At 66.1% G+C, this 14,627-nt stretch carries 13 protein-coding genes; 2 read left to right on the top strand and 11 right to left on the bottom strand.

The window, feature by feature from the left end:
• Positions 1-22 precede the first annotated feature (22 nt).
• The 8 genes from pabC to QO259_RS07490 form a co-directional block, all read right to left on the bottom strand.
• Entirely contained in the window at positions 23-829 is an 807-nt protein-coding gene (gene pabC, locus QO259_RS07525; protein WP_285952358.1) for an aminodeoxychorismate lyase, read from the bottom strand.
• A 7-nt stretch (positions 830-836) separates the two neighbouring features.
• Positions 837-2,075 (bottom strand): beta-ketoacyl-ACP synthase II, encoded by a 1,239-nt coding sequence (fabF, locus tag QO259_RS07520; RefSeq protein WP_285952357.1) that lies wholly within the window; start codon positions 2,073-2,075, stop codon positions 837-839.
• A 315-nt stretch (positions 2,076-2,390) separates the two neighbouring features.
• The gene (gene acpP / locus QO259_RS07515; RefSeq protein WP_035474582.1) at positions 2,391-2,624 is read right to left on the bottom strand and encodes an acyl carrier protein; all 234 of its coding nucleotides are present in this window, start codon (positions 2,622-2,624) and stop codon (positions 2,391-2,393) included.
• 96 nt (positions 2,625-2,720) lie between these two features.
• Entirely contained in the window at positions 2,721-3,464 is a 744-nt protein-coding gene (gene fabG, locus QO259_RS07510; protein WP_207037302.1) for a 3-oxoacyl-ACP reductase FabG, read from the bottom strand.
• A gap of 8 nt (positions 3,465-3,472) precedes the next feature.
• On the bottom strand, positions 3,473-4,435 hold the full coding sequence (gene fabD, locus QO259_RS07505; RefSeq protein ID WP_207037285.1) for an ACP S-malonyltransferase: 963 nt from the start codon (positions 4,433-4,435) through the stop codon (positions 3,473-3,475).
• Positions 4,436-4,440: 5 nt separating this feature from the next.
• Complete coding sequence (gene plsX / locus QO259_RS07500; RefSeq protein ID WP_285952356.1) at positions 4,441-5,550, bottom strand: phosphate acyltransferase PlsX; 1,110 nt, start codon at positions 5,548-5,550, stop codon at positions 4,441-4,443.
• A 29-nt stretch (positions 5,551-5,579) separates the two neighbouring features.
• On the bottom strand, positions 5,580-5,750 hold the full coding sequence (rpmF, locus tag QO259_RS07495; protein WP_106420326.1) for a 50S ribosomal protein L32: 171 nt from the start codon (positions 5,748-5,750) through the stop codon (positions 5,580-5,582).
• Positions 5,751-5,782: 32 nt separating this feature from the next.
• Positions 5,783-6,313, bottom strand: a complete 531-nt coding sequence (locus QO259_RS07490) for a YceD family protein (RefSeq protein WP_285952355.1) — start codon at positions 6,311-6,313, stop codon at positions 5,783-5,785.
• A 458-nt stretch (positions 6,314-6,771) separates the two neighbouring features.
• On the opposite strand from QO259_RS07490, the gene QO259_RS07485 reads away from it, so the two are divergent.
• Positions 6,772-7,371, top strand: a complete 600-nt coding sequence (locus QO259_RS07485) for a Maf family protein (RefSeq protein WP_285952354.1) — start codon at positions 6,772-6,774, stop codon at positions 7,369-7,371.
• Here QO259_RS07485 and sppA read toward each other — a convergent pair.
• Genes sppA through QO259_RS07470 form a run of 3 tightly spaced genes read right to left on the bottom strand, consistent with a single transcriptional unit; the run spans position 7,359 to position 10,128 of the window.
• On the bottom strand, positions 7,359-8,417 hold the full coding sequence (gene sppA, locus QO259_RS07480) for a signal peptide peptidase SppA (protein ID WP_285952353.1): 1,059 nt from the start codon (positions 8,415-8,417) through the stop codon (positions 7,359-7,361). The two genes, QO259_RS07485 and sppA, sit on opposite strands and share 13 nt — an antisense overlap.
• Positions 8,418-8,477: 60 nt before the next feature.
• Positions 8,478-9,191: an HAD-IA family hydrolase gene (locus tag QO259_RS07475; protein ID WP_285952352.1), complete on the bottom strand. Its 714-nt coding sequence runs from the start codon at positions 9,189-9,191 to the stop codon at positions 8,478-8,480.
• On the bottom strand, positions 9,181-10,128 hold the full coding sequence (locus QO259_RS07470; RefSeq protein WP_035474568.1) for an RluA family pseudouridine synthase: 948 nt from the start codon (positions 10,126-10,128) through the stop codon (positions 9,181-9,183). Before QO259_RS07470 ends, QO259_RS07475 begins: the two co-directional genes overlap by 11 nt.
• 767 nt (positions 10,129-10,895) lie before the next feature.
• Between QO259_RS07470 and rne the strand changes: the two genes are divergently transcribed.
• A complete protein-coding gene (rne, locus tag QO259_RS07465; protein WP_285952351.1) occupies positions 10,896-14,537 on the top strand; it encodes a ribonuclease E in 3,642 nt (1,213 codons plus the stop codon).
• Positions 14,538-14,627: the final 90 nt, after the last annotated feature.

Here is a 14,627-nt window from a genome sequence, read left to right as displayed (position 1 = left end):
GGCGCTGTCGCGCACCGTCTGTTCAGCTGTCGGGCTCCACGGGATAGCCCAGCAGCGGATGCGCCAGGCGGCGCAGCGAGTCGTCGGCCGCGACCTCCCAACGCCGCAGCACCGCCCCCTCGGCGTCACGCAGCACGCGAATCGGCCACACCCCCTGCACGCTGTTGCAGACCCAGGCGGCCTCGGCCTGCAGCAGGCGCTGCGGCTCGGCACGCACGCGCTGCAGCGATGTCTCGGCATCGAGTGCAGCCAGCAGCGTACCGGCGACCCCGGCCTGGTCGAGCAGCGGTGTTTCCAGGCGTCCCTGGCGCAGCCACACCAGATTCATCGCCGTCGCTTCGACCAGATAGCCCTCGCTATCGCACATCAGCCCTTCGGCGATGGTGTCGTCATCCCACTCCTGGCGCGCCAGCACGTTCTCCAACCGAGCCAGATGCTTGAGTCCGGCCAGGCGCGGCTGTCGCCCCAGGCGCAGCGCGCACAAACGCACCTCGACCCCGGCGAACCAGCGCCGGGGCGCCGGCTCGAACGCGGTCGCGCGCCAGGCCCAGCGCGGCTCAGGCTCGGCCGGTGGGCGGTAGCCACGCCCGCCGCTGCCGCGGGTGACCACCAGCTTGAGCACCTGGAGCCCGGCGCCGCAGGCCGCCGGCAGCGGATCGAGATGCGCCCGTGGCGGCGCCGGCAGGCCCAGGCGAGCGCACCCCTCGGCGAGCCGGGCCAGATGTGCCTCCCACAGCAGCGCCTGGCCGTCGCGTACCAGTACGGTCTCGAACAGCCCGTCACCGTAGGCCAGACCGCGGTCGTCCAGGGGTAGCATCAGATCCCGCATGCGCCCGTCACACCCGCGAGAAGATCAGCGAACCGTTGGTGCCCCCGAAACCGAACGAGTTGGAGAGCGCGGTATCGATCTTCATCTCACGCGCGGTATGCGGCACGTAGTCGAGCATACAGCCCGTGTCGGGATTGTCGAGATTGATCGTCGGCGGCGCGACCTGATCGCGGATCGCCAGCACGCAGAAGATCGCCTCCACCGCTCCGGCGGCACCCAGCAGATGGCCGATCATCGATTTGGTCGAGCTCACCGCGACCTTGTGCGCCGCCTCTCCCATCACCCGCTCCACGGCACGACTCTCGGCGACGTCGCCCGCCGAGGTCGAGGTGCCGTGGGCATTGATGTAATGGATCGCCGAGGGGTCGATAGCGGCATCGTTGATCGCATTCTGCATCGAGGCCGCAGCGCCGCTGCCATCTTCCGGCGGCGAGGTCATGTGGAAGGCGTCGTCGCTCATGCCGAAACCGGTGAGCTCGGCATAGATAGTGGCACCGCGGCGCTTGGCGTGCTCATACTCTTCGAGCACCATCACGCCGGCGCCGTCGGAGAGCACGAAGCCGTCGCGATCGCGATCCCAGGGGCGGCTTGCCGCCTGCGGATCGTCATTGCGCGTCGACAGTGCCCGCGCCGCCGAGAAGCCGCCCAGCCCCAGCGGCGTGGTGGCCATCTCGGCACCGCCGCAGAACATCACGTCGGCATCGCCGTAGGCGATGGTACGTGCGCTGTAGCCGATATTGTGGGTGCCGGTGGTGCAGGCGGTGGTAATGGCGATATTGGGACCCTTGAAGCCGTGCTGGATCGCCAGGCTGCCGGAGATCATGTTGATGATCGATCCGGGCACGAAGAACGGCGACACTCGCCGTGGACCGCCCTTGTTGAGCGCATCGTGGTTGCGCTCGATCATCGGCAGCCCGCCGATGCCCGAACCGATCGCGACCCCGATACGGTGGGCGTTCTCCTCGGTGCAGGCAATGCCGGAGTCGCGCATGGCCTGGGTGGCGGCGGCCACGCCGTACTGGATGAACAGGTCCATCTTGCGCGCTTCCTTGGGGTTCAAGTACTCGCCGATGTCGAAGTTCTTGACCGCCCCGCCGAAACGCGTGTTGAAACCTGCCGTGTCGAAATGCTCGATCGGCGCGATGCCACTCTTCCCTGACAAGAGCTGCTGCCAGCTCTCCTCGACCGTGTTGCCGACCGGGGTCACTAGACCCAGGCCGGTCACTACCACTCTTCTACGCGGCATCGAATCTCCTCCGAACTCCGTCATTGCCACGAGCCATGGCGGCGGCCCATCCAAGTCCCGCCGCCGGCCCGCACACCGAAACGCGCGAATTATACCCGATCCCCGTCGCCGATGGGCGACCCGCTGGCCGCGGAACACGGGCTATCGGTGCACTTCGCTCATGCCCACGGACATGTCGCCACCCAGACTAACACAGCGAGCATGGCATGCCGGTGACCCCGGAAACGCAGAAAGCCGCTCTCATCGAGAGCGGCTTTCTTGACATCGGCCGATCAGCCGGCAGTCTGGCTCCATCGGATGATGGAGATAACCGCCTTACTGGTGGGCGTTGATGTAGTCGATCGCTTCCTGAACGGTCGTGATCTTTTCTGCTTCTTCGTCGGGAATTTCGGTGTCGAATTCCTCTTCGAGCGCCATCACCAGTTCGACGGTATCCAGCGAATCCGCGCCGAGGTCTTCGGTGAAGGAGGAGGAGTTCTGAATGTCCTCTTCCTTGACGTTCAGGCGTTCGGCAACAACCTTCTTAACGCGCTCTTCGATGGTGCTCATTATGTCGTTACTCCTAATGGTACGAATCCGCCAGCTAAAAAGCTGCGGCTAGTTTATAGACCACCCCCAGACGACGCAACCCGCGTCGCAGAGGGATTACCGCATGTTCATGCCGCCATTGACCTGCAGCGTTTCACCGGTGATATAACCGGCGGCGTCGCTGGTCAGAAAGCCAATGGCCGCTGCGATCTCTTCCGGCTGCCCCAGGCGCGCCAGCGGAATTTGACCCAGCAGCGCATCGCGCTGGGCTTCCGGTAGCGCCTGGGTCATATCGGTGTCGATGAAACCGGGCGCCACCGCGTTGACGGTGATGGCACGCGAGGCGACTTCACGTGCCAGCGCGCGGGTAAAGCCCTCCAGGCCCGCCTTGGCGGCAGCATAGTTGGCCTGACCGAGATTGCCCATCATCGCCACTACCGAACTCACGTTGACGATACGGCCGAAACGCGCCCGCGTCATCCCCTTGAGGCTCGTCTTGCACACCCGATAGACCGATTTCAGGTTGGTATCGAGCACCGCGTCCCACTCGTCTTCCTTCATCCGCATCAGCAGGTTGTCCCGCGTGATACCGGCATTGTTGACGACGATGGTGGGAGCGGCATAGGTCTCGGCGATGCGCTTGAAGACGGCCTCGACACTAGCCTGATCGGTGACGTCGAGCGCCAGGCCCAGCCCCTCGATATCGTGGGCCTTGAGATCCTCGTCGATCCGCGCCGCGCCGCTCTCGCTGGTGGCGGTGGCGATCACGATGCGCCCCTGACGCCCCAGCTCGCGGGCCACGGCGCGACCGATACCCCGACTGGCACCGGTCACCAACGCGACTCTACGTTCGGTCATGATGTCATCCTTTAAGGCTCTTGAACGTCCAACGCCTCGCGCGCCAGCTCGAGGGCAGAGGACAGCGTGTCGGGGTCATTGACGGCCAACCCCTTGATCTGACGCTGAATGCGCTTGTTGAGTCCGGTCAGGACCTTACCCGGCCCGCACTCGATGAAGACACCCGAGCCGGCCTCGAACATGGCGTTGACGCAGTCCGTCCAGCGCACCGGGCGGTAGAGCTGCTCGACCAGGCGCTGGCGCAGCGCCTCCACCGTCGCCGGCACTTCGGCATTGACGTTCTGGTAGACAGCGTAGCGCGGCAGCTTGATATCGAGCTCTGCAATCGCCGCTTCGACGCGCGCCGCGGCGGGCTTCATCAGCGCACAGTGCGAGGGAACCGATACCGGCAGCGGTAGCGCACGCTTGGCGCCGGCCTCCTGGCACAGCGCGATCGCACGATCCACCGCACCCTGGTGCCCGGCGATGACCACCTGCCCCGGCGAGTTGTAGTTGACCGCAGCCACCACCTCGTCGCCGGCGGCCTCGCGACAGGCCTGTTCCACCGCCGCATCGTCGAGCCCGAGAACCGCCGCCATGGCACCCACGCCCGCCGGCACCGCCTCCTGCATCGCTTCACCGCGCAGCCGCACCAGGCGGATACCTTCGGCAAAGCCCAGCGCCCCGGCACACACCATGGCACTGTACTCGCCCAGGCTATGCCCGGCCATCATGCTCGGGCGCGGCCCCTCGAGCTCCTGCCACACCCGCCATACGGCGACGCTGGAGGCCAGCAGCGCAGGCTGGGTGCAGGCAGTGGCGTTGAGCTTCTCCTCGGGGCCTTCCTGGACGACATGCCACAGGTCGTAACCCAGCGCTTCGGAAGCCTCGTCGAACGTGGTGCGAACCACGCTGTAGCGTTCGGCCAATTCCCGCAGCATTCCCTGCTGCTGAGAGCCCTGCCCGGGAAAGACCAGAGCCAGTGATTGCGTCATCGCGCTCACCCTTGAAGTGATGAATCGTCGGTTCCCGTCGTATCACGAGACCCGCTATCCACTCGACCGACATCGTCGACCGACGAGATAGCAGATGTCGCCGCCACTGCCGACCAGGCCCCACGCAGGTGCTCCGGCAGCCCAACCGCGATCTCACGAACCGCGCGGTCGATGGCGAAGGCGAAGGCTCGATCACTGGCGTTGCCATGGCTCTTGACCACGATCCGATTGAGCCCCAGCAGACTGGCGCCGTTGTGACGCACCGGGTCGAGCTGCGCCTTGAAGCGCATCAGGGCCGGGCGTGCCAGCGCACTGACCATGCGCGTACTCCAGTGAGACTCGAAGATCTCCTGCAGGCGCTTGAGCAGCATCTGAGCGACCCCTTCGCTGGCCTTGAGCACTGCGTTGCCGACGAAACCGTCACACACCACCACATCGGCCGCGCCGGAGAAGATGCCATCTCCCTCCAGGTAGCCGATATAGTCGAAGGTATCGCTGTCGCGCCTGCGCAACTCGGCGTCGGCTTCGCGCACCCGGGCCGCGCCCTTGCCCGCCTCGACACCAATATTGAGCAGCGCCACCCGCGGGCGCGCCACGTCGTCGACGGCACGGCACATCAGCGCGCCCATGTAGGCGAAATCGACCAGGTGCCTGGCGTGCACCTCGACACTGGCGCCCAGATCGAGAAGATAGCAGCGACCGCCATGGCGAGTGGGCACAGCGGTACTGATCGCAGGCCGCGAAATCCCCGGCACGCTGCCGAGCTCACGCCGCGCCAACGCCATCAGCGCGCCGGTATTGCCGCAGCTGACGCCGGCCTGCGCCTCGCCCCGCGCCACCGTCTGCAGCATGCCGTAGAGACTGGTCTCGCCGGGGTTGTCGAGTACATCCATCGGCGCCATCGCCTGGGTGACCACTCTGGGGGCATCGCGCAGCGCGATGCGCTCGCGCACCGCGCGCGAGGTGCCCAGCTGATTCAGCAGCCCCTGCAACTCGGCCCGAGGACCGAAAAGCGTCGGCTCGAGGACCGGATGGCGCTGGAGCGCCAGCAGCATACCCCCGACAGTAGCGCGGGGACCGAAGTCCCCGCCCATGGCATCGATGGCGATGCGCATTGCCCGCGCGTCAGCGTCAGTCGCCGTGATTAAACGTCGATGACCTTGCGACCACGGTAGTAGCCGTCCGGAGCGACGTGGTGGCGACGATGCGTGGTACCGGTTTCCTTGTCCTGGGACAGGGCCGGGCTGCTCAGCGCATCGTGTGCGCGGCGCATGCCACGCTTGGAACGGGTCTTGCGGTTCTGTTGAACGGCCATGATGATGACTCCAACGTCAGTGTCATTCGGTTTTAGAGTTTTCCCTTCAACATCTTCAAGACATCGAAGGGGCTATCGGCTCGAGCGGGCACCCGTTCGTCGGCGCTCTCTCCGCTCTGCATCTGATCACGCGAGACGGCACAGTCCGCCTCTTCGTGATAGACCACCTGAGGAAGACTCAGCAGCAGCTCGTCCTCGATCGCCCCAAGCAGGTCGAGATGTTCGTTGTCGACCAGTACCGGCTCGTACTCACTCGGCACCTCGGAAGCCAGCGCGTCACTGCTCACCACGGCGAGCTGGAAACGGCTCGACACCGGCACGCTCATCGGCTGCAGGCAGCGTCGACACGGTATCTGCAGCTGCGCCGACAGCTCACCTTCGATCAGGTGCCGACGCTGGGCATCGCGCCCGAACTGCAGCGATACCTGAGCCGCACCGCTCTGCGCACCGATCTCGGCGGCAAGACGCGACAGCGACTCGAGGTCGACAGTGCCCTCGAGCAGCTCATGGTTGGCCGCGAGGCGATAAGGCTCGACGGTCGCGGGAATTCGTCTGGTCAACATAGGCGCGCCATAATAGGGATTCGACCTGTCTGTGTCAAAGCACTTGAACGCGACTATGCTGGAGACATCGTTGCAGATAGGCGGGCGCCGCAGGGAGACGGCGCAATAGGCGCCGACCACGCCTGCACGCCCCGCCATGGGCGGCATGATAGCCTGAAAGTGCCCGGCGTTCGCGCACTCGTTTTGTGCCGCCACGCGCGAGTCGCCGATAAATAGGCCGAGCAGCAAGTCACCGGGAAGATCCTGCCAAGCGTGACACGTTCGCACTTAAAACAAACTGGTCCTAGTAATTGAGTAATATTGACTGAGTAATAGTGACTGACTAAACCCTCTTGCCGACAATCATCTCATCTCGCTACTCGTCGAGAAGCCACGACCACTGCGGCATTCAGCGCCAGGATGGCGCGGCCTCGCAGCGCCACCCCATCGCCCCGACAACCATTGAGTAAGGAAAACCCATGTCGCGACTGGTACTCGCCTCCAGCTCCCCCTATCGCCGCCAGCTACTCGAGCGCCTGGCACTCCCCTTCACCTGGGCCGCACCCGATATCGATGAGAGCCATCGCAAGAACGAGACGCCGACGGCGCTGGCGCATCGCCTGGCGCTCGGCAAGGCGCAGGCCGTCGCGGCGCAGTTTCCCGCGCATCTGATCGTCGGCTCAGACCAGCTGGCGCTGTTCGAGGATGACATTCTGGGCAAGCCCGGCGATCACGCCACCGCCTGTGCCAATTTGCGCCGCTTTTCGGGGCAGCGCGTGCGCTTCATGACCGGCCTCGCACTGGTCGATACTGCCAGCGGCCGCCACTGGGTCACCCACGACACCTACGACGTGCATTTTCGACAGCTCAGCGACGCCGAGATCGAGACCTACGTCAGCCGCGAGCGCCCTCTCGACAGCGCCGGCAGCTTCCGCATGGAAGGGCTGGGTGTCGCCCTGTTCGAGCGCTTCGAAGGCAGCGACCCCAACACCCTGATCGGGCTACCGCTGATGCGCCTGTGCGAACTGCTGCGTGAAGCCGGCATGGACCCGCTGGCAGCGACACCTCAGGGCAACTGATAGCGTACCGGCGAGGCGGCCTCGCTGATTCCCAGCCAGTGCGCCGCCGCCTGGGTCAGCTTCTGGGAAAACAGCGACCAGGGGTCGAGCGCCGGCGTGTAGTCCTCCAGACTGACCTTGCCCAGGCGGCTGCGCGAGAGTTGCTCGAGATTGCTGATATCGTCGATCAGCCCCAGCTGCAGCGCCTGCTGGCCGGTCCATATCAGCCCGGAGAAGATGCGCGGGTCGTCGCTCAGGCGCTTGCCACGCCCCGACTTCACCGCATCTATGAACTGCTGATGCGTGGTGTCGAGCACCGACTGCCAGAATTCGCGCTGCGCTGGCGCCACGGGCGAGAACGGATCGAGAAACGCCTTGTTCTCCCCCGCGGTGAACACCCGACGCTCGACGCCCAGCTTGTCGATCGCCCCCTGCAGGCCGAAGCCCGCACTGATCACGCCGATCGATCCCACCAGACTGGCTGGCGAGGCGTAGATTCGGTCCGCCGCCGAGGCCATATAGTAGGCGCCGCTGGCGCCGATATCCTCGATCACCGCCAGGATCGGCTTGTCACCCTGAGCCTCGAGATAGCGAATTTCGTCATAGACCCGCTGCGACTGCACCGGGCTACCGCCGGGGCTATTGATGTGCAGCACCACCGCCTCACTGTCGGGATCGCGCCAGGCGCGCCGCAGCCCTTCGATGATGCGCTCGGCACTCGCCTGACCCTGGGCATCGATGGGCCCCGAGACGTCGACCACACCCAGATGACGCTCGCCACTGGCGGCATCCTGCCCCTGGGCGAGCAGCAGGCCGTAGGCACTCAGTGCCAGCCCGGCAATCACCACGCCGGCGAACAGTAGACGAAAGAAGATCTTCCAGCGCCTCGAGCGCCGCTGTTCGGCCAGCACGTCGCCGATCCAGCGGTCGAGCAGCCGAATCTCCGCCAGCCTGACGCTCTCGTCGTCCGCGCCGGCGGCGGTCTGCGCAGCGTCGCGCCGAGCGCGGGCGGCCTCCGCGGAGAGCTCGGGGCCATCGGTCCAGTCGTCGTGCCGTTGATCACTCATCTGCTCACTCCTTGCGCCAGACGCGCAGCGATCGATACGAATGCGCGGTCATGCCAGGTGTCACGCACTACCTTCTCGAACCGGGCCGGGCAACAGCCACTCGACCAGCCCGGCAAAATCATCGACGACGTGTACCGGCTCACTGGCGAGCAGCCGCTCACGCGCATGGACGCCATAGCTCACCGCCACCCGATCCATGCCCAGCGCCCGCGCCATTTCCAGATCGTACTCGGTATCACCAACCATGACCGCCGCCTCAGCCGGCAGCTGGCACATCGCCAGCAGCTCCTCGAGCATCTGCGGGTGCGGCTTGGAGCGGGTCTGGTCGGCGGTGCGACTGGCCGCGAACCACTCGCCGCAGCCGTGGTGGGCGAAGACGCGATCGAGACCTCGCCGACTCTTGCCGGTGGCCACCGCCAGGCGACAACCGGGCGTCTGGCGCAGTTGCGCCATGCCCTCGCGCACGCCGGGGAAGAACGGCGACGGCACCTGGTCGGCAAGGCGGAACTGCCGGCTGAACGCGGCCTGCAGGGTATCCCGCTCCAACTCCCCGATCCCCGGATAGAGCGCCTCCATCGCCTCGGGCAGACCCAGCCCGATGATGTCGCGGATCGCCGCCGGTGTCGGTGCCACCCAGCCGAGCTCGTCAGCGGCAGCCTCCATGCAAGCGACGATCCGCGCCGCCGAGTCCATCAGCGTGCCATCCCAGTCGAATATCACCAGCCGATAACGGCAGGCCCGCGGCGCCCCCTGCAGACGAGCGTCAAGAGGCATGCCGTGCCCGCTCCAGCGCCCGTTCCAGCGATGCCTCCAGCGGCGCCCGCGCCTGTACGTCGCGACCGCTCTTGGGATCGGGGAAGGTCAGCGTCAGCGCGTGCAGGAACAGCCGATCGAGCCCCAGCCCCCGAGCCATGCGCTCACCCTCCGGCGTGCCGTACTTGTCGTCTCCCAGCAACGCATGCCCGGCATGGGCGGCATGCACGCGTATCTGGTGCGTGCGCCCGGTGACCGGCTCGGCCTCGACCAGGGTCACCCGGGGCAGCGTCTCGCGCACGGCAAAGCGGGTGCGCGAGACCTTGCCGGCGTCGTCAACGCGCACCCGGCGCTCACCGTTGCCGGCGTCGTAGCGGTCCAGGCGCGCGCTGACATAGTCGCGCCGCGCCGGCCAGCGCCCCTGTACCAGCGCCAGATACTTCTTCTCCATGCGCCGCTCCTTCATGGCGGCGTTGAGCGAGAGCAGCGCGGTGCGATTCTTGGCCAGCAGCAGGCAGCCCGAGGTGTCACGGTCGAGACGGTGAACCAGTTCGAGAAAGTCGAGGTCCTCACGCACCTGGCGCAGCGCTTCGATCAGCCCGATCTTGACCCCGCTGCCGCCATGTACCGCCAGCCCCGAGGGCTTGTTGATCACCAGCCAGTCAGGGCTCTCGACCAGCACGCTGCCGGCGAGCAGATTGCGCAGCCCTTCGCTGGCCTCCTTGACCGCGCTCTCCGGCGTCAGCCGCAGCGGCGGCACGCGCACGAGGTCCCCACTCTGCAGCCGATAGTCGGCCTTGATCCGCTTCTTGTTGACCCGCACCTCGCCCTTGCGCACGATCCGATAGATCAGCGACTTCGGCGCGCCCTTGAGCCGGGTACGCAGAAAATTGTCGATACGCTGCCCCGCCTGGGACTCGCTGACTTCGATGAACTGGACTTCCTGGCCCTCGGCCATGCTTGACTCCTCGGCAACGCGAATCGGCGGCCTCTGGCGCCGACGGCCGGCCATTCTAACGCACTCCCCGCACGGCGCGACCTCAATTGCCGCCCGCGCGCCATTACTGTTATATTGCGATGTCGCTCAGTGGCTATCTCCACGTCGGCGCCAGCCCCTGAATACGCTGGCCGGAGCGAAAAAATGTCTCGATCCCCCAGAGGGTTAGCGAAAGTCACACGCTCTGGGTCGATCAAAACACGTTTGGAACGCCCTGCCCCTGCCGGGAGCCATGCACTGACGACAACGTCAGCGCACCTCCTCCAGGGAAACCCACAAGTACCGGTGGAAGGCGTCGCCGAACCGAACAATGCCAAGTGATATAGACGGCAGTCTGCGGGACCGGATGCGGCTGATCGATGCGCACCGTGACATGTTCCGCCACCGTTTCGTACTCAACACATGTTCGTGCAGCACCCAGACAAGCAGGTCAGGAAAGCAGAGATGCCAAGGTAATCAGCCAGCACGCCAAAGGGCTCGACGAGCGTCGACCCGACTGTGGCCGGGGGGACAAGAGACCACCCGGCGCGCAGCGACCGGGCAGTCCTTTCGAGTCTCGACGCGGTTCCACGCGTTGGTGACACGCCAAGTTCTTTCTGGCTCACGTGAAGCTTGTTCCTCCTGCGGGGTCGCTCCACCAATGTGCGCGAGCACAGCACGACCGCTTGCGGTTCGTCGTCGCCGATTCAGGCCTGCCTTCCACCGGCACGCTGAATTTGCGAGATGTCATGAAAAGAATGCTGATCAACGCGACCCAACCGGAAGAGTTGCGCGTCGCCCTCGTCGATGGCCAACGCCTCTACGATCTGGACATCGAGTCCGGCGCCCGGGAGCAGAAGAAGGCCAACATCTATCGAGGCAAGATCACCCGCCTGGAACCCAGCCTGGAAGCCGCCTTCGTCGACTTCGGCGCCGATCGTCACGGCTTTCTGCCGCTCAAGGAGATCTCCCGCGAGTACTTCTCCAAGGAACCCTCGGGGCGCCCCAATATCAAGGAGGTGCTCAAGGAGGGGCAGGAAGTCATCGTCCAGGTCGACAAGGAGGAGCGCGGCAACAAGGGCGCGGCGCTCACCACCTTCATCAGCCTGGCCGGGCGCTTCCTGGTACTGATGCCCAACAACCCGCGCGCCGGCGGTATCTCGCGGCGCATCGAGGGCGATGAGCGCAGCCAGCTCAAGGACGCCATGGGCCAGCTCACGCTGCCCGACAAGATGGGCGTGATCGTGCGCACCGCCGGGATCGGCCGCTCGTCGGAAGAGCTGCAGTGGGATCTCGACTACCTGGTGCAGGTGTGGGAAGCGATCACCGCCGAAGCGGTCAAGCGCCCGGCCCCCTTCCTGATCTACCGCGAATCCAACGTCATCATCCGCGCCATGCGCGACTACCTGCGCCAGGATATCGGCGAGGTACTGATCGACAGCCCCGCGGTCCACGAGGAGGCGCTCAGCTTCATCCGCCAGGTGATGCCCTCCTATCAGCAGAAGATCAAGCTCTACAGCGATGACGTGCCGCTGTTCTCGCGCTTTCAGATCGAGTCCCAGATCGAGACCGCCTATCAGCGCGAGGTCAAGCTGCCCTCCGGTGGCTCGGTGGTGATCGACCACACGGAAGCCCTGGTCTCCATCGACATCAACTCGGCGCGTGCCACCCGCGGCGCCGATATCGAAGAGACCGCGCTGCAGACCAACCTCGAGGCGGCCGACGAGATCGCCCGCCAGCTGCGTCTACGCGACATCGGCGGCCTGGTGGTGATCGACTTCATCGACATGTCGCCGGCACGCAACCAGCGCGAGGTGGAGAACCGGGTGCGTGATGCGCTCAAGCTCGACCGTGCGCGGGTCCAGATCGGACGTATCTCGCGCTTCGGCCTGATGGAGATGTCGCGTCAGCGTCTGCGCCCGTCACTGGGTGAGACCAGCGGCGTGGTCTGCCCGCGCTGTGACGGCCAGGGCACGATCCGCGACGTGCGCTCGATGGCGCTCTCGATCCTGCGTCTGATCGAAGAGGAAGCGATGAAGGAGCGCAGCGCACAGATTCGCGCCATCCTCCCGGTGCCTGTCGCCACCTATCTGCTCAACGAGAAGCGCAACGTACTCTCCGACGTCGAGCGGCGTCAGAAGGTACGCGTACTGCTGCTGCCCAACCCGGACATGGACACCCCACACTACGACGTCCAGCGTCTGCGCGACGATCACGTCTGCGAAGAGGGTGACGAGCACAAGTCGAGTTATGAGCTCTCGGTCGAGAGCGAAGCGATCAAGGAGCCGGAGACCAGCCTGGCCAAACCGATCCAGCGCACCCAGGCGGCCGTGCAGACCGTGCTCCATACCGCCCCTGCCCCGGACTCGCTGCATCAGGAGCCGGAAGCGCCCGCGCCCCAGCCAGCCGCCGCCCAGCCAAAGTCGCAACCGCAGGCGGCCAAGTCCGAGCCCGTTGCCGCGCAGCCACAGGCGGCACATAACGGCGGTCTGATCCAGCTGTTCCGCGGCCTGTTCGGCCGTCGTCGCGCCGACGAGGAGGTCTCTCGCCCGTCCAGCGACAGCCAGGCGCGCAGCACCGGCAGCAACGACAAGCCGGCGTCACACAACACCGGCGGTAACCGTGGCAATCGTAACGGCGACTCGCAGCGTAACGGTGAGCAGCAGCGCAGCGGCGGTGCCAAGCGTGACGGCGACAATGGCAAGCAGGCCGATGCCGGTAACGACAGCCGCCAGAGCAATCGGAGCGACAACCGCCAGGGCAACGGCAACAACCGCCGCCGCCGGCAGTCGGACGACCGCCAGAATGGTAACGACAATCGCAACGACAGTGGACGTAACGGCAATCGCCAGAACGGCAGCGACAATCGTCAAGGCGGTAACGACAACCGCCAGAAGGATGACAACCGCCAGAAAGATGACAGCCGTCAGGGCGGCGACGACGCGCGCCAGCAAGGCAATCGTCAGCCCCGCCAGGAGAGCCGCGGCAAAGGCGAACGTACCAGCGAGAATCGCGCCGAGACGTCCAAGCCCGACAACGCCGGCAAGCCCAAGGCGGCGCGTCAGGCCGACACCGTGGATAGCGCTATCGCCCCGCAGGAGAGTGTCGACAGCAAGCCGAAGCGCATGCGTAACAATCCCCGCAACCGCAGCCGCCAGCACGCGCTGAACCCGGCCGCTGCCGAAGAGCAGCAGCGTCTTCAGGCGGCGGCCGCCACGGCGAATAGCGAAGCGCCCCAGGCAGGCACTGCCGAGGCCAAGCCGCAGGCCGTTCAGGCCGACGCCGCCAAGACCGAAGCCAAGCCGGAAGCCGACGCCAAGCCGCAGGCCGACGTCGCCAAGTCCGAGGCCAAGCCGGAAGCCAACGCCAAGCCGCAGGCCGCTCAGGCAGACGCCGCCAAGTCCGAGTCCAAGCCGGAAGCCGACGCCAAGCCGCAGCCCGCTCAGGCCGACGCCGCCAAGTCCGAGGCCAAGCCGGAAGCCGACGCCAAGCCGCAGGCAGCTCAGGCCGAAGCTGCCAAGCCCGAGGCCAAGCCGGAAGTCGACGCCAAGCCGCAGGCCGCTCAGACCGACGTCGCCAAGCCCGAGGCCAAGCCGGAAGTCGACGCCAAACCGCAGGCCGCTCAGGCCGACGCCGCCAAGAGCGGGGCCAAGCCGGAACTCGACGCCAAGCCGCAGGCCGACGCCAAGCCGCAAACCACCCAGGCTGAAGCTGCCAAGCCCGAGGCCGACGCCAAGCCGCAGGCCACCCAGGCTGAAGCGGCCAAGCCCGAGGCCAAGCCGCAAACCACCCAGGCTGAAGCGGCCAAGCCCGAGGCCAAGCCGCAGGCCGCTCAGGCCGACGCCGCCAACAGCGATGCCAAGCCGCAGGCCGCCCAGGCTGAAGCAGCAAAGCCCGAGGTCAAGCCGCAGGCCGCTCAGGCCGACGTCACCAAGAGCGATGCCAAGCCGCAGGCCGCTCAGGCCGACGCCGCCAAGAGCGAGGCCAAGTCGGAAGCCGGCGCTAAGCCGCAGGCCGCCCAGGCTGAAGCAGCAAAGCCCGAGGTCAAGCCGCAGGCCGCTCAGGCCGACGTCACCAAGAGCGATGCCAAGCCGCAGACCGCTCAGGTTGACGTCGCCAAGACCGAGACCAAACCGGAAGCTGAAGCCAAGCCGCAGACCGTTCAGGCCGACGTCGCCAAGAGCGAAGCCAAGCCGCAGACCGCTCAGGTTGACGACGCCAAGACCGAAGCCAAGCCGGAAGCCGACGCTAAGCCTCAGGTCGCCCAGGCCGAGACCCAGCCGGAAACCAAGGCAGACGAGGCCGGCGCTTCACGCCCGCCCCGCCGCCGCCGCGCGCACAACGACCCGCGCGAGAAGCGGCGTCGTGAACAGGGCAACAGCGATAGCTGAACGCGCCCAGAACGCAAAAAGCCCAGACCTCGGTCTGGGCTTTTTGCTGTCAGGGCCAGCGATATCGATCCGCCGGTGAAGCAGATAGGG

Source organism: Salinicola sp. JS01, from assembly GCF_030284585.1.
Classification (GTDB): Bacteria; Pseudomonadota; Gammaproteobacteria; order Pseudomonadales; family Halomonadaceae; genus Salinicola.
The sequence above is the reverse complement of the archived record's forward strand: the minus strand, read 5'-3'. Positions and strand labels throughout refer to the sequence as shown.

Coding starts and splice junctions, on each gene's coding strand:
- fabD (WP_207037285.1), bottom strand. CDS start 4,435: ATGACGCAATCACTGGCTCTGGTCTTTCCCGGGCAGGGCTCTCAGCAG.
- sppA (WP_285952353.1), bottom strand. CDS start 8,417: ATGAGTGATCAACGGCACGACGACTGGACCGATGGCCCCGAGCTCTCC.
- pabC (WP_285952358.1), bottom strand. CDS start 829: ATGCGGGATCTGATGCTACCCCTGGACGACCGCGGTCTGGCCTACGGT.
- QO259_RS07475 (WP_285952352.1), bottom strand. CDS start 9,191: ATGCCTCTTGACGCTCGTCTGCAGGGGGCGCCGCGGGCCTGCCGTTAT.
- rpmF (WP_106420326.1), bottom strand. CDS start 5,750: ATGGCCGTTCAACAGAACCGCAAGACCCGTTCCAAGCGTGGCATGCGC.
- QO259_RS07470 (WP_035474568.1), bottom strand. CDS start 10,128: ATGGCCGAGGGCCAGGAAGTCCAGTTCATCGAAGTCAGCGAGTCCCAG.
- rne (WP_285952351.1), top strand. CDS start 10,896: ATGAAAAGAATGCTGATCAACGCGACCCAACCGGAAGAGTTGCGCGTC.
- fabF (WP_285952357.1), bottom strand. CDS start 2,075: ATGCCGCGTAGAAGAGTGGTAGTGACCGGCCTGGGTCTAGTGACCCCG.
- acpP (WP_035474582.1), bottom strand. CDS start 2,624: ATGAGCACCATCGAAGAGCGCGTTAAGAAGGTTGTTGCCGAACGCCTG.
- plsX (WP_285952356.1), bottom strand. CDS start 5,550: ATGCGCATCGCCATCGATGCCATGGGCGGGGACTTCGGTCCCCGCGCT.
- QO259_RS07490 (WP_285952355.1), bottom strand. CDS start 6,313: ATGTTGACCAGACGAATTCCCGCGACCGTCGAGCCTTATCGCCTCGCG.
- QO259_RS07485 (WP_285952354.1), top strand. CDS start 6,772: ATGTCGCGACTGGTACTCGCCTCCAGCTCCCCCTATCGCCGCCAGCTA.